We start from the raw sequence: 19,001 nt of genomic DNA on the forward strand, positions 1-19,001 counted from the left end.
ATCCAGGGATTCTGGTCCCCCTGTCCGAATAAATTATCAAAAAGCGCCATGAACCGATTCACCTGCTATAGACGAGTACACTATCCTGCTGTGAAGTGAAATGTGTTTCTCTTCATGAAAAAAGGTCATGGGCAGATAAAGCTGTATTTGCAGTATATCGGGTGAACGGGTAAATACACCGGAGTGGTCACATTTTTCCCCGTGTAGTTGCCTGAAGATCAGGAGGGCTGCAGCTTCTGTCTGATGTGATTGAAAAAGAGGCATGGGGGGGTCCGAAGGAAGGTCAGTAATGCTGTTAATAGAGCAGTGAATCATTCAGCTGCCTGTCCTATTTGGTGGCAGAGCAAACATGCCCGGGTTTCCTTCAGACCATCTGTCTGTCCCCCCGGGTCTATTTTCTCATCTGTTTCATTTGGGGGGGGTGTTGTTGAAGAGGTGAACAACGTTCCGTTTGACCTGCCGCCATGTGTTGGGGGGGGTTGGCCACAGGCCGGAAATCACTGAATGTTGTCCATATATGTGTTTGGATGGATCACCGACACCAGTGGGACAATGATCATACCTCTTTCCTGCGTCATCTATTTGGACATGACTCTGCCAACCTTTTAGTTATCTGTCAAAGGTATTTAATATTTCGTTAATATGCTATGCGTATTTGCCATGCATAACTGTTTGGCAATTAGAATATTAATATTGGAAATAGAATACTCTCCTGAATGGTGATTAATAAGATGAATCTCTCTTTTCTGTTTCTTTTATGGGGGGGGTATGGTTCTGACCAGCGGTGAAAATACTGAGATGGCGCTTGAAGATATCCTTCTGCGCACCGGGGGGGAGATGGAACATATGGAACGTCTTCTCCGTCACTGTGCACGTGATAAATTAGGATTGGGCCCTCAGGAGATGCTTAAAACCGTCATTCACCCTTTACTGGATGAACTGGAATTGCATATCATCTCCGAGGTTTCAGCTACCGAGGATGCAGTGCAACTGAAGGCTGTGGTTCATCGGTGGATTGCATCCCGGCTAAATGACTGAGATATATACTTTATGGTCGAAATGTCCGTTTATTGCATTAATCAGTGTATTGTCCGCAGAATCTGGATAATGTCCCGATTTAAAGGTAATTATTGGGGCATTTGCTAAAACACGGTTTATATGATATAAATTGTCCCCGTGTTTGATACAATTGTGGGATAAATATATATGCGATAATGTGGCATCTCCCCATGACCTCAAAGGGGGGGTGAAGAAATGGAGAAGATATATACGAAAATGATTGACGAGGCCATGGGCGCCAGTGGGCTGATGTCAATGTTTTGAAAGAGAAGAGGGGGAAAGAATTTCACGTGACAGACGGAAAGCCGTATGTCGATGCCGTGAACAAGATGACCGTGGGGATGGTCAGTCAAAGGCTGTCATTGACTTACACAAGCAGTCCGTGAATGCCCACTACGATACTCTTACAGGACTTACGAACTACGTAAAGCCTGAGGATGATCCGTTTGTAGAGCACTACCAGACACCGGTGATCCTTGAGATTCTCTGTGATCAGGACGAGAAATTCCAAAAGAGCGTGGAGACGTTCATTGCAAAGATTGGTGATATGAATGCGATGATTGGCCTTGAGTCCGCCCGCCGGTATGCCGGATTCTATGGACCGACCTGTGTGGTGGACTTTGCGATGATTCCCGGTTCAACCAGCAATGTGGTGAACCAGATTCTCAAAAAGACTGATATTCCTGCAGATCACAAAAAGGCGCTCCTTGCAGCCAAGTCCTGGGGGGGATGAATACGTCCTATGGTGTGGGAGAGGTCTTTGCACAGTCTGTTGAAGGCGGTGCGACCCTTGCTGCGGCCGTTGATCTGGAGATTGCACAGTTAAAGGGCATCTATGAAAACCCGGTCGAGGCGCAGGCCAAGCTGATGGACAGCCTTGGCATGGACTCGTTTGATCCGCGGAAGTACATGGCGGAATATCGCAAAAAGATGGAGCCGGTCGTAAAAGCAGCGGTTGGCGATGGTGTGCACTATGCAAACGCTGTTACCATACCTGCCTACTGTGTGGGTGACATCGCACACCATATCGCGCAGTCCACGTTCAATATGTGCAAGGACGACATGGTGATGGGCATCATTGAGGGGGGGGTGACCCAGGTGGTGGATACCTCCCTGCGTGCCGCCATTCCGAAGTTCAAGAGCCCCGGGCAGGTGCTCGCGCTTGCCACCGGCAGTGGTGCTGCCGCAGCGGAGTGCCTGCTTGAAATGGACGGGTTCAACGGTCCGTCTGTCGTTGAATTCCTGACCCGCCGGTTCCACAACTATGTCCAGCTCTACCCGACACGCGGTGCTGCAGCAGAACTGCACAACTGCGACTTCATGGACATGGTCTACCGTGGCTGGGGGGGTATCATCGACCGGTCCCGCAAGGTGAAGGCGGGGACTGCAGCTGACTTAAAACCGAATGTGAGCGGTCTCGCCATTGACCTCGGGCCGCTCATGACCCATGATGTGATCCAGAACCCGCAGCGGTATGTCTATCCTGCCTGCGCCATCACCGTCCGGTTTGCCGCGATGATGAGCCTTGCCGACTATCCGTGCCTGCTCACATCAGAGCCGGTCACCGCGACGATGATGACCAATGTCATCGCCCTTGACAAGGCGACACCGGCGGCACCGGTTCGTGCATGCAAGAACTGTGCTTCTGCCTCAGTCGTTGACTTCCGACACCAGTACTGCGAGTACCGTGAGGCGGTGTGAGGGGACATCCCCCCCTCACACCCCCCCTGATGTCCGGGAACGAATATGACCGGACACATACACGAGGGGGGGTATGAAATGAAGTGTTATGTATGCGCAAAAGAGGGCAGGGATACCGACGCTGTTGCCGTTTGTATCGTCTGCGGGATGGGGGGCTGTGTATGGATCATGCAATCCGGGAGGAAAAGGATCTCTGGGAAGGCGGATATCCATTCCCTGCCCATAAGGTCAAACAGCAGCTCCCGCGTATTCTCTGCCGGAGTGTTCTCTGGCGATGAAAGGAGAGAAGTGATATGGCATCCCTTATGAGGCGGTCAGTGGCTGAACTGGTAGGCACCATGCTGCTGGTCTACTTTGGCCCTGGGGCAGCAGCAATGCTCCTGATGATTGCTGCACGGGAGTCGGGCCCGCTCCAGTCTCTGACGATTGGTTCACTGGGCGGCCTTGCGGACTGGCTTGCCATTGGTCTTGCCTTTGCGATTGTGATTACCGCGGTGATCTATGGTCTTGGCCGGATATCGGGAGCCCATATCAACCCGGCGGTGACAATTGCCCTCCTTGCCTCAAAGCGGTTTCCGGCCACGGATGCGGTGGCATATATCGTTGCCCAGCTGGTGGGTGCGCTTATAGGGAGTATCCTCTTCTACTTCTCGGCAGGACTGGATGCTGTCACCATCGGCGGGCTTGGTGCAACTGCACCGGCAGTGGGCGTGACATTCGGGATGGCAATCCTTGCAGAAACCATCGGTACCTTTGTGCTGATGATGGTCATCATGGGTGTTGCGGTGGATGAGCGGGCGCCGCCCGGTTTTGCCGGTCTTATTATTGGTCTTACAGTGGGAGGTATCATCACCACCATCGGCGGGCTGACCGGTTCGTCCCTGAATCCCGCCCGCAGTTTCGGCCCTGCAGTGGGTGATCTGCTCCTGGGCGGACCTGATGTGATGGGGGGGGCGTTTCCCATCTATATCATCGGGCCCATCCTGGGGGCACTCATTGCAGTCTTCTTCTACGACTGGGTCGTAAAAGAGGACTAAAAATATCTTATTTTTCCTCTGAAAATTGCCTGTCTTCGTGCTTTTCTGTACAGTACCGCATCAGCCAGATGATGCCTTCAGACGATGGGTGCACTTCAATGAACGAGTCCATCGCATCGACACTGACTCCGCTGTTGATCAGGTATGCCAGGTAGCCCGCCGCGGCTGATGACTGTGGAGAGACCTCATAAAATCCGGTCATCCGCCCGGTTGTGTCGTCCGTCATCAACAGTGACTGGCCGGTATGGCGCTCCGGGACAAGCCAGAACGAACCCGGTGCTGCCGGTGACGGGATCATGGTGCCGTTCTCTTCTGCATCCGGGTGGAGGGCAATGGAGTGTTCATGGCGCAGCTTAATCGTCTGTGGAACACAGGCGGGCACCGGCTTCCGGGGGGGCAGCCCGAGGATGGCATCGACTGCGGCCCGTCCTTCCCTGCGTGCCAGGGGGGGAGTGAGATATGGGGGGGACCGGTCACATCGCCTGCCGCATAGACACCGGGGGGGACACTCGTCTCCATCCGTTCATTCACCAGAATCTCCCGTCCGGCCCGAGGGCAATGCCTGAGATACCATCCGTCCGGGGACGAAGACCGGTTGCAAGGAGCACGGTGTCACAGGGAATTACCTCTTCGTTCCCGTCGGTCCGGAGGCGCACACCGGTGACACTGCCGGTGCCTTCAATGGCAACAACCGCGGTCTCCTCGCGGATATGCACTCCTGCAAGATCCCGCCGGGCACCGGTGACCAGCTGGCTGGGGGGGAACCCACGAAGAAGGGTGCTCCGGGCAACGATTGTCACATCTGCCCTGCGACACGGAAGATGTACGCGTACTCGGCTGCGATGACTCCGCTGCCGATGATCACCATCTGTCGTGGTGAACGCTTGAGAGCGGGGGGGAGGGAATGGGGGGGTGTGTAGACTTCGTCCAGTCCGGTTCCCGTAATGGCAGGGATGTGAGGGATGGATCCGGTTGCAATGAGGATTGCCTCCGGTTCATATTCAATGCCCCCGGCATACACCCGGTTTCCTTCAACGCAGGCATGTTCGCAGATGACGGTGACACCGGTCCCCCCCGTTGTCTCGGCGCCAATAACGCCTGCAATCGTCTTTTGGACGTCTGCCATCTTTTCCTGCAGGCGGGTATAGTCGATTGCAGGGGCAGTATCCGTGATCCCGAGCTGGTGGAGCGCTCTGGCATCGTCACAGGCACGTGCCGCATCGTTCTGGGCACAGATCACCATACAGCCTGGTGCAGGCACTGGCCGCCCAGTCCCTCCGCCCGGCTGTCAAAGAGGATGACCTCTTTTCCCTGTGCGGCAAGGCGCATCGCTGCAATCCGTCCTGCAGGGCCTCCGCCGATGACAATGATCATGTCGTCTGTCCTCCTTTTTTCAGAGAACTTCTACTCCGTCGTCCATGGGCATCTCAAGGAGTTCCCCGGTGAACGCGTTTATTTCAGCTATCCGGCTGCCGCGAATCTGCCAGACGGGAACATACACGATCTCGGAAGATATGGATATATTCTCCGGGTCGGGGGGGAGAAATCCCGGTCCTCATAGAATATCGTGTCCCCCTCGCACTGACTGATTCGCACCGTCTGGGAGAGATCCTCGATGAGGGCGGAGAGCACCCGCTCCCTGATGTCGTTTTTGGTAAGTTTGGGCGGCAGGATATCCGCATCTCCGGGCACTTCCTTTGTCTCGGTTATTTCTGCGGTGAAGTCTCCTTTCATACCATTAATGGCGCTCATCACGCCGTATTCCTCACGCTCAAAACTGATGACATGACTCTTATATATCTTCTCTCCGTGGCTTTCTGCCCGGTAGGACCAGTAGGGGGGATAAACCGGAGGTTGGGGGGGTACCCTTGATCCCGGAGACGGCCTGTGCCCGGGCGGCGGTGATCGTCACCGGTAGGTGGGGAATCTCAATGCCCGGTTCGGGCTCGGGTTCGGGTTCCTGTTTTGCATATGCCTGCCCCCCCGCTGTACGGGGGACAACAATCTCTGCAGACGCAGAGAGGGGGGAGGTTCACATCCTTTCCCTGGATATAGGCGCCTATGGCGTGGCCCAAAGTATCGGTAAGTTCTCTTTCCCCCCCCAGACGGTGCAGGACTGCACCGCGACCGGCGGCGTGAACGATACCAGCAGTTTTTTACAGAGTGCAGGACCTGAATCAAGGTTGAACTGGTATTTCAGGCGGTCAAAATTCTGTATCTCGCCAGCGTCTTCAGAACAGAGAATCACCACACACTCATCGCCGCGGAACGCAGAGAGGTCTATCGCCCCCCCTTCGCCGTCATCCACCTCATAGGATGCGGCTTTGAATATCCATTGAACAACGTCTCGGGCCCTTCGGGGGAATCATTAAAGAAGATGGTTGGATCCCGGATACAACAAACTTTCCGGTATCGGAAGTGTTTTTTGCCCTTCACTCCCGGGGACTGGAGACATGCCCTTGGACAAAGCCCCCCCAGTATCCGGTAAAGAGGTTCACGAATCCAGGTGACTCCGAGTAGAGTGCGCTGGGAACATCGGCATTACTGACAAATGCGATCACCCGTCTGCTGTCGACGATGATGACACAGGGGGGGAGGTGCTTTTCTCCGGTGATGGTATCCGGGTGCGGAATTCCTTCGATCACCAGTTTCTGTGCATTCGGAGGAATATCATCTCGTTCCAAGCCGCCAGTGGTGACAATTTCAACGGTTATATTCGGGTCAAGGGCTGTGATCGCTCCTGAAGGGGACGTGTCAGAATGTTTTTGCCACTGATAATGGCCACCTCCGACTTTGCAGACCGGATCAGATTAACTGCCCGGCTGCCGATGTTTTCTGCCCCCCTATGGATATTCCAGATCATCTCCTGACGTTCCGCGTGGTTCATGCTGGACCGCTCTTCATAGATCGCGGTCAGTTCATTCTTTACCGCCGCGGAGTCCTGAGTGATGCGCGCAATAAGGCTGTCGATGGCTCATCCGGTGGGGTGGCCGCAAAGCGTTTCGGGGATGTGGTGGTGACATTGACCAGTTGTTTTTTGCTGAGTTTATCCAGTACCGGGTATACGGATGCACGCGGAACCCCGGAAATCTCGTGTATTTCGGTTGCAGTCGCGCCGTCGACCTGAAGGAGTGCGATATAGACCAGACTCTCATATTTTGTCAGGCCGAGGGATTTCAGGTGTTCCTGAATCATTGTGGTGCTGGGGACAGTCTTAGCCATTGGCATAGGAATATATAATGAGAATGCAGATAAATGTTGTTACAAATACAACAACAGTGATATTATGAATATTTCACGGACTGCAATCATAGGAATTGTCCTCATTGTGTGCCTCTGCGCACCAGTGATGGCGGCAGAAAAGGTGATCTCCGGGCCACCCGATCTGCGTGTCAGTATCGAGGGCAGCAACGAGTATTATCCCGACTCAATGGTAACGATCCCGGTAAAGGTGGAGAACATCGGAACAATTGATTTTTCCTCACAGAACTCGGCCAATGTCGCCCGGGAAGACCGCCCGAACACCGCCAAAAATGTAGTTGTCACGCTTGGTGATGGCACAGCTCCTGTTTCGGTCAAGACCGATTCACAACTGGTGGGTGATATCGCAGGGGGGTGCACGGACGAAGGCACCCTTCGAGGTCAGAATCAACGATGGTGCCCCCCCTGCGGGAACTTACGTCCTGCCGGTCACTCTTGAATATACCTACCTCTATCATGCAGATGAGTTCAGCAATGACGCACTGAAGTATGAATACCGGACCGCAAAAAAGACGCTCTCTGTTGAGATTGTCATCAAACCGGATGTGCAGGTAACGGTCCTCTCCGCGGATGTAACCGAACTCAATGCCGGCACGGAAGGTTACCTGACCGTTTCGGTGCAGAACGACGGACAAGACACGGGAAAGCAGGCAACACTTGTGCTGAGTGCTGTTTCCGGAAGTCCGGTCGCTCCCACGGACGGCAGTTACTTTATCGGTGAGTTTGCACCCGGCGAGACTGTAACTGCGAACTTCAAGGTGGCCGCATCAAAGGATGCTTCAGGCTCGTCATATCCGATGGGTGTCGTCGTCACCTACGAGAACAGCGAAGGCGACAAAGTCAGCTCAAAGCCGGTGACCATCGGTATCCCTGTGGGTGAGGAGATCACCTTTGAGGTCGTCTCTGAATCATACGTGATGTATCCGGGAGAGAAGGGCACGATTGAAGTGATCTATAAAAATACCGGCGGTGCCACTGCCTACGATGCTATCTCCCGTATCAGTGCGGTCGACCCGTTCACCAGCAACGATGACACCGCATACATCGGTGATCTGGCACCCGGTGATACCTTCACTGCCCACTACCACGTCAGTGTATCCGGTGATGCCACGATCAAGGGCTACGGTCTGGACACCGAGATCCGCTACAAGGACTCCCTGAAAAACAGTGTCATATCAGACCCGATGAAGGCGAAAGTGACCATACAGAGCAGAAGTGGCCTTGGAACCGTTCTCACGAATCCGATCGTCATCACTGTCCTCATCTTTGCCATCCTCGGTGCCGGGTACTATCTATATCAACAGCGAAGACAGAAACAACAGTAATGGAACTGTACCGGGACATCGACCTGCCCGAACCGCAGATACGAACAATAGGCCAGATGCGTCCGGTCCTTGCCGAGGCAGGGTGCAGTGCATCCGGCCCCCTCTATTTTATGTACCGAAACCTTGCCCGTAGTGCAGGAGACAGGGAATGGCTGAAGGCCAACAGGATCCGGTTTGATTATACCGTTATCCCCCCGATGACCCTCTGCGGGGGGGAGTTTGCAAAGACCAAGGGACACTATCACCCGGCAGCACCGGACGCCACCGGCTATCCTGAACTCTACCAGGTGCTCAGTGGCAGGGCGGAGTATCTGCTCCAGACACGCGATGCATCAGACGTGATCGTTGTACGGGCAGGTCCCGGTGACGTGGTCCTCGTCCCGCCGGGATACGGGCATGTTACGATCAATCCGGCAGATACCGAACTCTGCATGGTCAATCTGGTCTCAGAAGAGTTTGAAAGCGAGTATGCAACGTATGAATCATCACGGGGGGGCAGCGTATTACCACTGCACCGACGGCTGGAAGAAAAATCCCCCCCAGTATCCGGGTGCGGGTGAGCTAAAATTCAGGGATGCCCCCCCAGAGTTTCCCGGGACCGGTATTGTCCACGGGAAAGACATTTATGACCTCATCGGCGGGGGGACTCCCTCGGCTACCTGAATCACCCTGCGGGGGCATGCCGAGCTCTTCCGTCAGTTATGATTTCAGGGAATACCAAGCAGGTTTGGCGGCTCATGCGTTTGTGCATGGATGCCTGCACTTTCCCGAGGATGAGTTCTTCCTGTGCGTTTGACGCGGTCCAGTTGTTTGCCTCCAGAGAGGTGAGCGCACGGTCAATTGCTGCATAGGTAAAGCCAATCTCTTCCTCATCACTCTGTCCCGGCCAGAGTCCTGCTGATGGCGGCTTTTCAATGATGGGTGTCGGCACGCCCACTTCCTTTGCCAGTGCATAGACCCGTGTCTTGTAGCAGTGCAGAATCGGCTGGATGTCAGCCGCACTGTCCCCGTACTTGGTGGAGTAGCCAAGCATGTACTCTGAGCGGTTGGAGGTTCCACAGACAAGATAGTGCAGGCGGTTTGCATGGTAATACAATGTGGTCATGCGGATACGGGCCATCAGGTTGCCGCTCAGGTAGGGGGGGTTGTTCTCAAACCCTTCCATGCCCGCAAAGGCACTGAGCATTGGTTCAATGGGTATCGTCTGGAAGGGGGGGATCTCAAATGCGGCGCAGAGGTCTTTCCCGTCTCTGAGGTCGGCATCCGGGGGGGTGACCGGGGGGGACGGGAGTGCGATACCCAGCACCCGTTCGCCGCCCACGGCCCGTGCACAGAGTACCGCGGCAAGCAGAGTCCACCCCCCCGCCGCTGATGCCCACGACAAACCCTTTGGCCCCCCCGGAGGACCAGAGGGTGTGGCGTATCATCTGTTCAATGCGTTCACATTCACATCCTATCTCACACGTTTGTTTCATATCAGTTATCTCCTGGTGATGTTATGCGGATGAAGCTTTTGAGTTCATTCCGGGTGCCGATGACGATCATCTCGTCACCTTCCATGAGGATCTGGTCTTTTTTCGGGTGTATCACGTATCTCCGGCGCCCCCCCGGAACCCGATGACCTGCACACCGGTTCGTGCTTCAATACTCTCAACCGTAAGGGGGGGTAGCTTATTCATAATATGTCTGGCTGCGATCTGGCGTCCCTCTCCGCCGGGGAGATCGAGGATGAGGTGGATGAGGTCGGCAAGAACGATGTTTGCTGCAAGAATTGCCCCCGTGAGTCGGGAGGTCAACGACATAATCAGCCCCCCCTGCCCGATAGAGTTTTTCCACCGACTCCGGTTCGGTTGCAACGAGAGTACCCGCATCCTCTGGTTCAGTCCGTGCCATCAGTGTGCTGAAGATATTGACATCATCATCTGACGTTGCGATGATACAGACCGAGGCATGGCTGATGCCTGCTGCGATGAGGTCCGCTTCCGACTCTCCGCTCCCGTGGATGCCGGGCACCTTGTCTGCCACCGGATCGATGACGGTCGCATGGATGCCAATATCCTCCAGCTCCGTATATACGGTTCGCCCGATATGGCCATACCCGACGATCACTGCATAGGCATCGGTCTTTCCGGGGGGGATGAGGCTTTCATCAAGCGTGGCATGGACGTCCGCTTCTGCCCCCCCGTGTACAAAGAGGACCATCGACTTGTCGATGACCTCACTTTCATCCGGGTACATGATGAAGTGATGTCCCTTCCAGTAGGAGACGATCTCAATCGGGTGTTCGTCATTCCCGTTGATCTCACCTACCGTGTGCCCCCCCACGAAACGAAACCCTTCGAGTACGGGAAGCATGAATATTTTGCGTTTATCTCCGTCTTCTTCCAGGGGTTCCCCCCCGGATTGCAGGGTGCAGTAGGGGTTTTCGTCATAGAGGGTCTCAAAAAACGGGCCGGGAATCGCATAGCGGGCAAGACTCTTTCCGGTTACGTTCTTTGGGGAGAGGATATACTCTGACCCGGCGTAGCGGAGAAAGCGGTCCTTGGTGATGTCTTCTACAATAGTGATGATCTTCGCATCGGTCATGCCGGTGATACCCAGTATTATTTTTGCGGCGGTGTGCTCCTCCTCGTTGATGATCACATAGTCTGCCTTTGCAATCCAGGCGTTCTTCCACGTCTCCTCATCATTATATTTTCCCCCCCAGATCACCTGCGGTGCGTCCCGGTTCATCCTGAGAGCTTCTTTTGCCTGTTCCTCGTTTTCCTCAACAAGGATGATGTCATTTTCAGCAACCGAGAGCATGTGGATGATGGACCGGCTGACCTCATTGAAGCCTGCCACAACGATGTGGCCGTCCGGGCGAATGGAGGTCCGGCGTGGCGGGCCTGCCCGGAAGGCCCGTTCCAGGTACGGGGGGGAGAGCAGAACCGGGATGATGAAGAGTACGGTGGTCACCCCGGCGATGATGATGATACTGACGAGAAGGTAGGTGAGATCATTTTCTATCGGGAAACTGATCCCATAGCCGACCGTGGTGATGGTCATGACGACAAAGTAAAACGACTCCATCGGGCTGAGGGTGTAGCCCTCCAGTATCGGTATCAGATGGTAGATGAGGAGGGCATAGATGGCGATCTGGGCGGCAAGGGCGGTGACGTAGATGCGCAGACGCTTCTGTGGCACTAAGCTCTGAATGACCCGCCGCAGCATTTCCACGATCTTCATGTTCTTTTGTCCTGTTTTACCTCATCCAGAACCGCGCAGGTCCGGCAGGTGCCGAATGCCGGTTCGCCGCATTTTGGACAGATTTCCGGGGTGAGGACGGGGCCTGTGCTGCGTCCCTGCATCTCTTTTCCCAGGGTTCTGACCGCGAATTTTGTGGCCGGGTGCTGCCAGGTGTATTCGTTTAAGAGCCGCCGCACGTCCCCGCGGAGGGCGTTGTGGGCATACGGGCAGCCGTGGTCCGCAAGCGATCCTACATGCAGGTGGGCATAGAGTGCGACCTCCCGTTCCGGGATCACGGCAAAGGGACGTATTCGCGGGATCATTCCCGGATTGTCCCGCTGTGTCATCGTCAGGCGTTCGGTGTCCCCGCGGAGGACGTTCATCATCACGGACTGTGCCTCGTCGTCCAGGTTGAACCCGAATGCGAGTTTCGTGCACCCGTTCTCCCGTGCGATACGGTTTACCAGTCGGCGGCGCAGCACGCCGCAGAATGAACAGGATCGCCGGTCATCCCCCCCCTGGCCTGCCACAATCCCGTCCAGGGTGGTGCCATATTCTTCGGCAAAGGATGCGGTATGCCAGGGCACCCCGTAACGGCGGGCGATCACCTCTGTCTCCGAGAGGTCACGGTATCCTGCAATACCTTCGTCGATGGTGATCGCAAGGATGGTGATGTCCGGACGGTGACCGAAGGTTTTTATAAGAAAATGCAAAAGAGAGGTGGAATCCTTTCCGCCGGAGAGGGCGACGCCTATTGTATCACCGTGTTCTATCCAGTGGTGTTTGCGTATCTCCCGTTTCACCCGTGACTCCACGCTATCGGTAAAGTGCTCGCTACAGAGGTGCATTCCGGAGTACCGCTGGTATATGATCGCCTCCCGGCGGCATTTTGAACAGTTCATGGGGGGGGTCTCAATCAAAGATATATTATCTCTCATGTTAAATGCATACTACAATAATGTCCCTCTGTGCTGATGATGTGCGTGACCTTCACCGCTTCGAGATAAAGATCCTGCTTGCCCTGGAACACCTGATGAAACGCTACCGCTGGGTTCCGGAGGATGTGCTCCGCCACCAGACAAAGCTCTCTGAGTCTGAAATGAATTACCGTCTCGGGCACCTGATGGGGGGGCGGAACATGGTGAAGAGCAGTTCGGTTCCCTACAAGGATACCAGATGGTCTTCACCGGTTTTGATGCCCTCGCCCTGCACGGTGCGGTGCGCAAAGGCTCTGTCACCTCCCTCGGGTGCCTCCTCGGTGTCGGTAAGGAGGCGGCGGTCTATGAGGCGATGGGTATGGGTGTCGTTGCCCTGAAATTTCACCGGATTGGTCAGCAGTCGTTCCAGACGGTTCGCCGGTCACGGAGCTATATGCCGCAGTACAAGCATTTCCCGTGGATATTTGCCTCCAGCTACTCGGCCCGGCAGGAGTATGATGCTCTCACTGCCCTGCATGCCGAGGTCTCGGTGCCGGTGCCGGTGGACATCAACCGCAATCTCATTGTGATGACGTTCATCCACGGGGGGGTGCCCATCGCTCAGGCGACCCTGGAGAATCCTGACGATGTCTTTGCAGAAGTGGTGGAGAACATATCCAAGGCCTACCTCCTTGGCTATATTCATGGCGACCTCTCGGAATTCAATATCATGGTGGATGGGAAGAATGTCTGGGTAATTGATTGGCCGCAATGGGTCGAGCCCTCACACCCGGCAGCAGAAGAGATCCTGCAGCGTGACATCACCAATCTTTGTACCTACTTTTCCCGGAAGTACCGGATCGATGCGCAGGTGGAGGAGATACACGCGCAGGTGGTTGGGTGAAGATCTTTGGGATCGATATTATCCATGGCTCAGTACGATCGCGGGGGCGAGAGGCCCCCCCGCTTTGCCCTTGTCATCCGTGATGAGGGAGAGGAACGCGAGACCACAGATGTCTCTGTTTTTCGTCTGCTCCGTCTGATAGCCCGCGAGGAACCTGATATTCTTGCGGTTGACTCGGTGCAGGAGATTGCCCGTGATCAGAAAGCTCTTTTTTCGTTTTTACAGTCTCTGCCTCCCCCCCGGACAATGCTCGTGCAGTCCACCGGCGGGGAGAAGCAGGAGTCCCTGCCGCGGGTGGCTGCCCGCTACAATATGAAGTTCAACCGGCTCGACCTTATGCTGAGGCCCGTGCCTCTGCGGTTGTGGCTGAACTTGGCGGCGGTGCGGAGGTGGTGGCCTTTGAAAATACGACTGATGTCACGGTGTCACGGGGGGGACGCTCACTTGGGAAAGGGGGGGCTGGAGCCAGAACCGCTATGCCCGTAAGGTCCATGGGGGGGCGGTGCGGCAGATGGCCCGCGAGGTGGAGGATACTCTGCGGGAACAGGGATGTTCCTATACAAAAGAGGAGGTGAAGGCGTTCGGGGGGGGTCTCGGGCGGGTGCATTTTGTGGTTGCCTCCCTGCGTGAGGACGTGCCGGTTACAAATGTCCGGTCTGCCGATGTGCAGGTGAAAGTGGCGGGCCGCCGGCTGGATCGTATTCGCTACCGGACACGGGGGGGTGGCGGGCAGCGCTATCTCTTCGTGGGTATCGATCCCGGGACGACGGTGGGTATTGCTGCGGTGACGCTGGACGGCGAACCGGTGCTCGTGAAGAGTTCCCGGACGATGGCGATGCCGGATGTGATTGAGACACTCTACACTGCCGGGCGGCCGCTGGTGGTGGCAACCGATGTGCAGCCGATGCCTGCATCCGTGGAACGTATCCGCCGGGCCTTCTCGGCGGTTGCCTATACTCCGAAGGTTGACCGGACCGTGGAGGAGAAAAAGACCCTGTGCGGTGACATTCCGTACGGCAATGACCATGAACGTGACTCCCTTTCGGCCGCAATGGATGCATTCCGTGTCTACCAGCCGAAGTTCAGGAATGTCGCAAAGCGGTTGCCGCCCGGACATGACATGGATGAGGTGCGGGCCGGTGTCGTCCGGGGCCTCTCTCTGGAACAGATCCTTGGGAAGAAGGTGCCTGCCCCCGGCAGAGGAGGAAGAGGGTGAGGAAGTCCCTGCCCCCCGGCCCGCGGGATGATCGGCTTTTGCAGCTTGACGGGATGGTGAAGTCCCTGCGGGGGGGCATGTCGCTGACCTGCAGGTGGAAGGAGAGGCAAAGGACCTGGAGATTGCCCGCCTGAACGCCCTTCTTGAGCGGGAACGGGGGGGGAATGAGAGCCGAGCCCTGCGAAAGGATACCGAGATTGGCAAGCTCGATACCATCATCGCGAACCAGAAGAAGAAGCTCCGCCGTGAGGAGCGCAAAACAAAGAAACTGAGAAAACAGGTCGAGCGTCTACGCCGGCTTGCATCGAGCCAGACGGGGGATGACCGTCTGCTTGTCAAGGCAACAGAATCCCTCTCCCGCGATGCGATTCGTCAGGTGGATGCTGATTTTGGGATCGCAGAGGGTGATATTATTGCAGTGAAGATGACGGCTGGGTGGGGGGGGACAACGGTGCTTGATACGCTCGCAGGGCTTCGGATTCGTGCCCTTGTCGGCGATGGTGATGAACGACTGAAAGATGCCTGCCTCGAACGGGGGGGCATTGTTTTACTCCACCCAAAGGCTATCGGACTTGAGGTTCGCGGGCCGGTGGGGGGGAGTGCAGATGCCTCCCGTTTCACGGCAGCAGTTGAGGCGTGGCAAAAAGAGATCGCCGCCTATGAACAGGGGGGGAAGAGTGCTGAGATGATTGAGTCAATTTTCCGGGAGTACCGGACAGAGCGGGAACGAGAGGTAAAGAAGGATGGATGACCGGGCCTTGTCAGGGCAATTCGTGCGATTATAGGTAGTGCCGCGACCGATGACGACTGTGCCGTCATCGACGATGGTGAGAACTATCTCGTGATGTCAACCGATATGCTCCATGAGACAACCGATTTTCCCACAGGCATGACGGATTATGAGTGCGGCTGGATGGCCGCGGCAGTAACGCTCTCTGATGTGGCCTCGATGGGGGGGCCGTCCCCCATTGCCCTGCTTTTGGCGGTGGGGGGGTGGATCGGGCTGACCGGGTGGAAGAGATCACCCGCGGCGCAGACGAGTGCTGCCGTGCATACGGCTGTCGGCTGATGGGCGGTGATATGGATGCCCATACGGAGTGCACACTGGTCTCAACCGGCCTTGGCCGGGTTTCACCGGAATGTCTGGTGCGGCGGCGGGGGGGGCACAGCCCGGAGATATCGTGGCGGTGACCGGTATCCCCCGGTCAGGCACAGGCCGGGCTGGACGGGGTATCCGGCCCACTGGGAGGCACTGGTTGTACCCCCCCGGCCGGGTGTCTTCGAGGGGCAGGCCCTCGGACGTGCCGGGGGGGCGACTGCGATGATGGACGTCTCTGACGGACTCTCCATATCACTACATGACCTTGCCGAGGCATCCGGGGGGGTACGGCTGGATGTAACAGAGGCGGCGATTCCCCGTCCGGAGGGAGTGCCTGCTGAGGATGCGGCCCGCTATGCTCTCTTCGGTGGTGGTGACTTTGGCCTGCTCTTCACCTGTCCGGAGGACGTGTTCCCGGTTGCGGGGGGGTGGATGCGACATGCATCGGCCGGGTTGCGGCCGGGTTGGGGGGGTGTACCTGGACGGCGTGGCGCTGGAGAAGGTGGGGGGGTACTCACATTACTGGGAATGATTTGAACCGGTGGTGACATTCCGGTAAAGCAACCCTCAAATATCATCCTGCACAACCGTTTGAGACTAAATTTTGGAGCCCCCCCCTATGGAAATTCCCACAGAGGTAAAAAACCAGAAGCTGCTGCTCTTTGCAATATCCATCGCATCTTTTATGAGCGCACTGGACAGTTCTATTGTCAATATTGCCCTGCCGACCATTTCTCTCTCGTTTGATGTCTCAACGGGGCTTGTCTCCTGGGTGTCGACCATGTATCTGCTGGTTCTCACGAGCTGCCTGATGATCTTCGGGAAACTCGCGGACCGGATTGGATTCCGCCGGATATTTTTGGGGGGGTTTCCTCGTCTTCTCGCTGGGGTCACTGTTCTGTGCCCTCTCACCTTCGTTTTTGGCGCTGGTCGGCTCCCGTGCCGTCCAGGCGGTGGGCGGTGCGATGCTCGGCGCCATCAGCATGGCGATGGTCTCGGTCTTCATGCCGCCGGGAGAACGGCCAAAGGCCATCGGGTTTGTCGTGACGATGTCGTCTCTGGGTGTCGCTGCCGGGCCGTTTCTGGGGGTATTCTCACTGAACTATTCACCTGGCACTGGATCTTTTTGATCAACGTCCCGGTGGGTATCCTCGCCTGTGTCCTCGGTGCGGCGGTTATTCCCTCCCTGCCTGCCCGTGAGAAGACGGCGAAGTTTGACGGACAGGGTGCCCTCTACCTCTTCATCATGCTCGCGTCCCTCATCTATGCCCTGAACCTTGGTGTGGCCCTTGGGTTCGCCTCTCCTTCGATTCTCGCGGCGGGAGTCATCTTTGTCGCAGGCACGGTGCTCTTCATTCGGCGGGAACGTTTTGCACCGGATCCCCCCCTGCTTGACCTGCAGCTCTACCGGCAGCGGGATTTCCTCTTTGCAAATCTCGGGGCACTGCTGATGATGTTTGCCTACTGCGGGTCAAACTTCCTTCTGCCTTCTTCCTTGAATACGTGCAGGGGGGGATGTCGACAATGGTTGCCGGCATCTTCCTGACTGTGCCCTCGGTCACCCTGATGATCGGCGGGACAATGTCCGGCGCCCTCTACCACCGGTTCGGCCCCGCAAACTCTGTGTCGGAGCGTCCGTCATCTATCTTGCCTCGTTCCTTCTCCTCTCCACGTTCGGAGTGGCAACCTCAACGGCTGTTATCGTCCTCACCCTTGCCCTGCTGGGATTCGGCCTTGGTCTGTATTACTCGCCGAACACCAGCGAAATTATGTGTCTTGCCCCACGGGAGAAGCAGGGCATGGTCTCCAGTCTTGCCACCACCGAGCGAAATGCAGGGGGGGCTACGGTGGGCATCGTTATCTTTGAACTCGCGTTTATCCAGTCACTCATCACCATCTCCAGCAGGGAGGGCCTCACCGAAGGGGCGCTTGTCACCCAGCCACAGCTGGTGGAAGCTGTTCTGGCGTCTGCCTTTGACCTCGCATTCTTTGTGGGGGCAATAGTGGCATTCATTGTCATCATTCTGTCGTTCTTCACCCCCCCTGACCCGGAAAATGTGGAGGAATGTGAGGGTGAAGAGGCGGGTATGATGGTATAAACCGGGAAAATCGGAAATATTTCTTTTTTAGCAATCGTCCATGGGCCGGCCCTTATCCGTTCGTCTCTTCCCGGAGATGCCTGCGGTAGTCTGCGCCCACCATGATGCCGATGATGATCACGCCGAAAATGGTGATCGCAAGCACCATGAGAATGATCGCGGGTTCGGTGAAATTTGTGGTGACCACCAGGAGAGCCGCTGATATATTCCTGAAACCGGTGCCAAAGCCGAGAACTGTCTGTGTCTCCTGCAGGGGGGGCCCGCCGGTGAAATAGCCGATGGCCCAGGCGCCGAGAATAAAGATGACAGCGACAACGATCCCGCCGGTGCCGGTGAACTGGGAAAAGAAGTCGCCCAGTCGCGTGAGGAAGGCAATCCCGAAGATGAGAAAGATGGCCACGATGCTGAGGTTTGTGATGGCATCTGCCGCCGGAACCGCTTTTTTTGCAAACGATTCATAACGTGTCCGGATGCCGAGACAGATGATGAGCGGGATGAGCATAAAGACAATCAGCGAGAATGCGGTGGCACCGGGGGGGTCAACGGCCACTCCCGGCAGAACAAAGGGTATCACCAGGGGGGCAGGTAGATGACCGTTGCGACCATTAACAGGGCCATGAGCCCGACGGCGTAGGCGACGTTTCCCCCGTGTGATGGCGGCAATCTTGGGGGGGAGGGACGGAGCTCCTGCTGCCAGACTCACGATGATGAGCGGTGGCCATGCCCTTTCCCAGGGGGGGAAAGATGAAGAGCAGAAGATAGGCAAAGAGTGGAACCAAGACGAAATTGGCGAGAAGGGATGCGGCGAGCAGCCGCCGGTTGTGGAACTGCAGCAAAATCTCGGCTGTTGTCAGACTGAGACCAACCGAGGCCATGCCCGCAACCACAAAGACAAGGATTGCGATGTAGCCGATGCCGAGGAAGAGTTCATTCAGGGTGGGTTCCCTCCGGCAGGGGGGGCGCAGTATCTGTGGCAGAACCGTGCATCATTCTCTTTAGTGTTCTGACTGCCCTCTCTTAAAAAATAATCCTGCCGCACTCCGGCCGGTAAAGAAAACGAATGGACCTGGCGGGATTTGAACCCGCGGCCTCTACGTTGCGAACGTAGCGATCTACCCCCCCTGATCTACAGGCCCGTTCCGAACAATTCCAAAA

Annotated in this window: 27 protein-coding genes, 1 tRNA gene and 4 pseudogenes; 18 read left to right on the plus strand and 14 right to left on the minus strand. The window is 56.3% G+C overall.

The annotated features are described in order from the left end of the window. The first annotated feature begins 768 nt into the window (after positions 1–768). The 4 genes and pseudogenes from JCM10550_RS00475 (at position 769) to JCM10550_RS00490 (ending at position 3,797) form a co-directional block, all read left to right on the plus strand. Positions 769–1,038, plus strand: coding sequence for a hypothetical protein (locus tag JCM10550_RS00475; RefSeq protein ID WP_062396243.1), 270 nt, complete (start codon positions 769–771; stop codon positions 1,036–1,038). Positions 1,039–1,254: 216 nt separating this feature from the next. After that, positions 1,255–2,760, plus strand: a pseudogene (locus tag JCM10550_RS00480) (DUF2193 domain-containing protein). 78 nt (positions 2,761–2,838) lie between these two features. After that, positions 2,839–3,052: pseudogene (locus tag JCM10550_RS00485) on the plus strand (DUF2180 family protein). A gap of 1 nt (position 3,053) precedes the next feature. After that, positions 3,054–3,797, plus strand: a complete 744-nt coding sequence (locus tag JCM10550_RS00490) for an MIP/aquaporin family protein (protein WP_062396245.1) — start codon at positions 3,054–3,056, stop codon at positions 3,795–3,797. A 7-nt stretch (positions 3,798–3,804) separates the two neighbouring features. Here JCM10550_RS00490 and JCM10550_RS00495 read toward each other — a convergent pair whose 3' ends face one another. From JCM10550_RS00495 to JCM10550_RS00525, 9 genes are all read right to left on the minus strand, one after another. After that, positions 3,805–4,179 (minus strand): hypothetical protein, encoded by a 375-nt coding sequence (locus JCM10550_RS00495; protein ID WP_062396246.1) that lies wholly within the window; start codon positions 4,177–4,179, stop codon positions 3,805–3,807. Further along, complete coding sequence (locus tag JCM10550_RS17805) at positions 4,092–4,328, minus strand: hypothetical protein (RefSeq protein ID WP_157199783.1); 237 nt, start codon at positions 4,326–4,328, stop codon at positions 4,092–4,094. The genes JCM10550_RS00495 and JCM10550_RS17805 overlap by 88 nt, the downstream gene beginning before the upstream one ends. Beyond that, complete coding sequence (locus JCM10550_RS24015) at positions 4,325–4,597, minus strand: FAD-dependent oxidoreductase (RefSeq protein ID WP_062396247.1); 273 nt, start codon at positions 4,595–4,597, stop codon at positions 4,325–4,327. Before JCM10550_RS24015 ends, JCM10550_RS17805 begins: the two co-directional genes overlap by 4 nt. Further along, positions 4,594–5,058: an FAD-dependent oxidoreductase gene (locus tag JCM10550_RS24020; RefSeq protein WP_172673716.1), complete on the minus strand. Its 465-nt coding sequence runs from the start codon at positions 5,056–5,058 to the stop codon at positions 4,594–4,596. The genes JCM10550_RS24015 and JCM10550_RS24020 overlap by 4 nt, the downstream gene beginning before the upstream one ends. Further along, a complete protein-coding gene (locus JCM10550_RS16555) occupies positions 5,034–5,171 on the minus strand; it encodes an FAD-dependent oxidoreductase (protein WP_083475189.1) in 138 nt (45 codons plus the stop codon). The genes JCM10550_RS24020 and JCM10550_RS16555 overlap by 25 nt, the downstream gene beginning before the upstream one ends. 87 nt (positions 5,172–5,258) lie before the next feature. Beyond that, positions 5,259–5,552 carry a hypothetical protein gene (locus JCM10550_RS00510; RefSeq protein WP_157199784.1) on the minus strand — a complete coding sequence of 98 codons (294 nt, stop codon included), beginning with the start codon at positions 5,550–5,552 and terminating at the stop codon, positions 5,259–5,261. Between the two features lie 304 nt (positions 5,553–5,856). After that, positions 5,857–6,105: a hypothetical protein gene (locus tag JCM10550_RS17810; RefSeq protein ID WP_157199785.1), complete on the minus strand. Its 249-nt coding sequence runs from the start codon at positions 6,103–6,105 to the stop codon at positions 5,857–5,859. Positions 6,106–6,229: 124 nt separating this feature from the next. Next, positions 6,230–6,481: a hypothetical protein gene (locus JCM10550_RS00520; protein WP_062396251.1), complete on the minus strand. Its 252-nt coding sequence runs from the start codon at positions 6,479–6,481 to the stop codon at positions 6,230–6,232. A gap of 241 nt (positions 6,482–6,722) precedes the next feature. Then, on the minus strand, positions 6,723–7,019 hold the full coding sequence (locus JCM10550_RS00525; protein WP_172673717.1) for a TrmB family transcriptional regulator: 297 nt from the start codon (positions 7,017–7,019) through the stop codon (positions 6,723–6,725). Between the two features lie 64 nt (positions 7,020–7,083). On the opposite strand from JCM10550_RS00525, the gene JCM10550_RS19425 reads away from it, so the two are divergent. From JCM10550_RS19425 to JCM10550_RS00540, 3 genes are read left to right on the plus strand one after another with little or no spacing between them, the layout of a single operon-like run. Beyond that, positions 7,084–7,497 carry a hypothetical protein gene (locus JCM10550_RS19425; protein ID WP_172673718.1) on the plus strand — a complete coding sequence of 138 codons (414 nt, stop codon included), beginning with the start codon at positions 7,084–7,086 and terminating at the stop codon, positions 7,495–7,497. Beyond that, complete coding sequence (locus tag JCM10550_RS00535; protein WP_062396256.1) at positions 7,397–8,383, plus strand: COG1361 S-layer family protein; 987 nt, start codon at positions 7,397–7,399, stop codon at positions 8,381–8,383. Before JCM10550_RS19425 ends, JCM10550_RS00535 begins: the two co-directional genes overlap by 101 nt. Further along, positions 8,383–8,943 (plus strand): glucose-6-phosphate isomerase family protein, encoded by a 561-nt coding sequence (locus JCM10550_RS00540; RefSeq protein WP_157199787.1) that lies wholly within the window; start codon positions 8,383–8,385, stop codon positions 8,941–8,943. The genes JCM10550_RS00535 and JCM10550_RS00540 overlap by 1 nt, the downstream gene beginning before the upstream one ends. Positions 8,944–9,047: 104 nt before the next feature. Here the strand turns inward: JCM10550_RS00540 and nadE are convergent. The 3 genes and pseudogenes from nadE to JCM10550_RS00555 all read right to left on the minus strand — a co-directional run bounded on the left by nadE (position 9,048) and on the right by JCM10550_RS00555 (position 12,549). Beyond that, positions 9,048–9,858 (minus strand): annotated as a pseudogene (gene nadE, locus JCM10550_RS00545) (NAD(+) synthase). Positions 9,859–10,054: 196 nt separating this feature from the next. Beyond that, positions 10,055–11,611: an NAD-binding protein gene (locus JCM10550_RS00550; protein WP_062396257.1), complete on the minus strand. Its 1,557-nt coding sequence runs from the start codon at positions 11,609–11,611 to the stop codon at positions 10,055–10,057. Further along, on the minus strand, positions 11,608–12,549 hold the full coding sequence (locus JCM10550_RS00555; protein WP_245618549.1) for an adenine nucleotide alpha hydrolase family protein: 942 nt from the start codon (positions 12,547–12,549) through the stop codon (positions 11,608–11,610). The genes JCM10550_RS00550 and JCM10550_RS00555 overlap by 4 nt, the downstream gene beginning before the upstream one ends. Before the next feature lie 20 nt (positions 12,550–12,569). Between JCM10550_RS00555 and JCM10550_RS00560 the strand changes: the two are divergent. The 10 genes and pseudogenes from JCM10550_RS00560 to JCM10550_RS00605 all read left to right on the plus strand — a co-directional run bounded on the left by JCM10550_RS00560 (position 12,570) and on the right by JCM10550_RS00605 (position 17,846). Next, positions 12,570–13,432: pseudogene (locus JCM10550_RS00560) on the plus strand (RIO1 family regulatory kinase/ATPase). 24 nt (positions 13,433–13,456) lie between these two features. Beyond that, positions 13,457–13,918 (plus strand): hypothetical protein, encoded by a 462-nt coding sequence (locus JCM10550_RS21155; RefSeq protein WP_062396259.1) that lies wholly within the window; start codon positions 13,457–13,459, stop codon positions 13,916–13,918. Positions 13,919–13,943: 25 nt separating this feature from the next. Beyond that, the gene (locus JCM10550_RS21160) at positions 13,944–14,648 is read left to right on the plus strand and encodes a DUF460 domain-containing protein (RefSeq protein ID WP_245618618.1); all 705 of its coding nucleotides are present in this window, start codon (positions 13,944–13,946) and stop codon (positions 14,646–14,648) included. Beyond that, positions 14,645–14,782, plus strand: coding sequence for a hypothetical protein (locus JCM10550_RS21165; RefSeq protein WP_245618550.1), 138 nt, complete (start codon positions 14,645–14,647; stop codon positions 14,780–14,782). Before JCM10550_RS21160 ends, JCM10550_RS21165 begins: the two co-directional genes overlap by 4 nt. After that, entirely contained in the window at positions 14,743–15,399 is a 657-nt protein-coding gene (locus JCM10550_RS21170; RefSeq protein ID WP_062396263.1) for a hypothetical protein, read from the plus strand. The genes JCM10550_RS21165 and JCM10550_RS21170 overlap by 40 nt, the downstream gene beginning before the upstream one ends. A gap of 93 nt (positions 15,400–15,492) precedes the next feature. Beyond that, positions 15,493–15,717: an AIR synthase related protein gene (locus tag JCM10550_RS24025; RefSeq protein WP_062396264.1), complete on the plus strand. Its 225-nt coding sequence runs from the start codon at positions 15,493–15,495 to the stop codon at positions 15,715–15,717. After that, the gene (locus JCM10550_RS24030) at positions 15,660–15,839 is read left to right on the plus strand and encodes an AIR synthase related protein (protein WP_281175192.1); all 180 of its coding nucleotides are present in this window, start codon (positions 15,660–15,662) and stop codon (positions 15,837–15,839) included. Before JCM10550_RS24025 ends, JCM10550_RS24030 begins: the two co-directional genes overlap by 58 nt. After that, the gene (locus JCM10550_RS21180; protein ID WP_281175193.1) at positions 15,769–16,284 is read left to right on the plus strand and encodes a hypothetical protein; all 516 of its coding nucleotides are present in this window, start codon (positions 15,769–15,771) and stop codon (positions 16,282–16,284) included. The genes JCM10550_RS24030 and JCM10550_RS21180 overlap by 71 nt, the downstream gene beginning before the upstream one ends. Positions 16,285–16,366: 82 nt before the next feature. Continuing rightward, positions 16,367–17,293, plus strand: coding sequence for an MFS transporter (locus JCM10550_RS16570; protein ID WP_083475191.1), 927 nt, complete (start codon positions 16,367–16,369; stop codon positions 17,291–17,293). Between the two features lie 133 nt (positions 17,294–17,426). Continuing rightward, positions 17,427–17,846: a hypothetical protein gene (locus JCM10550_RS00605; RefSeq protein WP_062396273.1), complete on the plus strand. Its 420-nt coding sequence runs from the start codon at positions 17,427–17,429 to the stop codon at positions 17,844–17,846. Positions 17,847–17,898: 52 nt separating this feature from the next. Here JCM10550_RS00605 and JCM10550_RS00610 read toward each other — a convergent pair whose 3' ends face one another. Further along, the gene (locus JCM10550_RS00610; protein WP_172673720.1) at positions 17,899–18,549 is read right to left on the minus strand and encodes a hypothetical protein; all 651 of its coding nucleotides are present in this window, start codon (positions 18,547–18,549) and stop codon (positions 17,899–17,901) included. 1 nt (position 18,550) lies between these two features. Here JCM10550_RS00610 and JCM10550_RS00615 point away from each other — a divergent pair, with 1 nt between their 5' ends. Beyond that, positions 18,551–18,853 carry a hypothetical protein gene (locus JCM10550_RS00615; RefSeq protein ID WP_172673721.1) on the plus strand — a complete coding sequence of 101 codons (303 nt, stop codon included), beginning with the start codon at positions 18,551–18,553 and terminating at the stop codon, positions 18,851–18,853. Positions 18,854–18,907: 54 nt separating this feature from the next. Here JCM10550_RS00615 and JCM10550_RS00620 read toward each other — a convergent pair. Beyond that, positions 18,908–18,982: transfer RNA gene (locus tag JCM10550_RS00620), tRNA-Ala, on the minus strand. Positions 18,983–19,001 lie beyond the last annotated feature (19 nt).

This window comes from Methanogenium cariaci JCM 10550 (genome assembly GCF_001315945.1).
Classification (GTDB): domain Archaea; phylum Halobacteriota; class Methanomicrobia; order Methanomicrobiales; family Methanomicrobiaceae; genus Methanogenium; species Methanogenium cariaci.

Excerpts from the sequence above, each read along its gene's own strand:
- JCM10550_RS00475 (WP_062396243.1), top strand. The coding sequence starts at position 769 with ATGGTTCTGACCAGCGGTGAAAATACTGAGATGGCGCTTGAAGATATC.
- JCM10550_RS00490 (WP_062396245.1), top strand. The coding sequence starts at position 3,054 with ATGGCATCCCTTATGAGGCGGTCAGTGGCTGAACTGGTAGGCACCATG.
- JCM10550_RS16555 (WP_083475189.1), bottom strand. The coding sequence starts at position 5,171 with ATGATCATTGTCATCGGCGGAGGCCCTGCAGGACGGATTGCAGCGATG.
- JCM10550_RS00525 (WP_172673717.1), bottom strand. The coding sequence starts at position 7,019 with ATGGCTAAGACTGTCCCCAGCACCACAATGATTCAGGAACACCTGAAA.
- JCM10550_RS19425 (WP_172673718.1), top strand. The coding sequence starts at position 7,084 with ATGAATATTTCACGGACTGCAATCATAGGAATTGTCCTCATTGTGTGC.
- JCM10550_RS00540 (WP_157199787.1), top strand. The coding sequence starts at position 8,383 with ATGGAACTGTACCGGGACATCGACCTGCCCGAACCGCAGATACGAACA.
- JCM10550_RS00550 (WP_062396257.1), bottom strand. The coding sequence starts at position 11,611 with ATGAAGATCGTGGAAATGCTGCGGCGGGTCATTCAGAGCTTAGTGCCA.
- JCM10550_RS00555 (WP_245618549.1), bottom strand. The coding sequence starts at position 12,549 with ATGAGAGATAATATATCTTTGATTGAGACCCCCCCCATGAACTGTTCA.
- JCM10550_RS21155 (WP_062396259.1), top strand. The coding sequence starts at position 13,457 with ATGGCTCAGTACGATCGCGGGGGCGAGAGGCCCCCCCGCTTTGCCCTT.
- JCM10550_RS21160 (WP_245618618.1), top strand. The coding sequence starts at position 13,944 with ATGGCCCGCGAGGTGGAGGATACTCTGCGGGAACAGGGATGTTCCTAT.
- JCM10550_RS24025 (WP_062396264.1), top strand. The coding sequence starts at position 15,493 with ATGTCAACCGATATGCTCCATGAGACAACCGATTTTCCCACAGGCATG.
- JCM10550_RS16570 (WP_083475191.1), top strand. The coding sequence starts at position 16,367 with ATGGAAATTCCCACAGAGGTAAAAAACCAGAAGCTGCTGCTCTTTGCA.
- JCM10550_RS00615 (WP_172673721.1), top strand. The coding sequence starts at position 18,551 with ATGATGAGCGGTGGCCATGCCCTTTCCCAGGGGGGGAAAGATGAAGAG.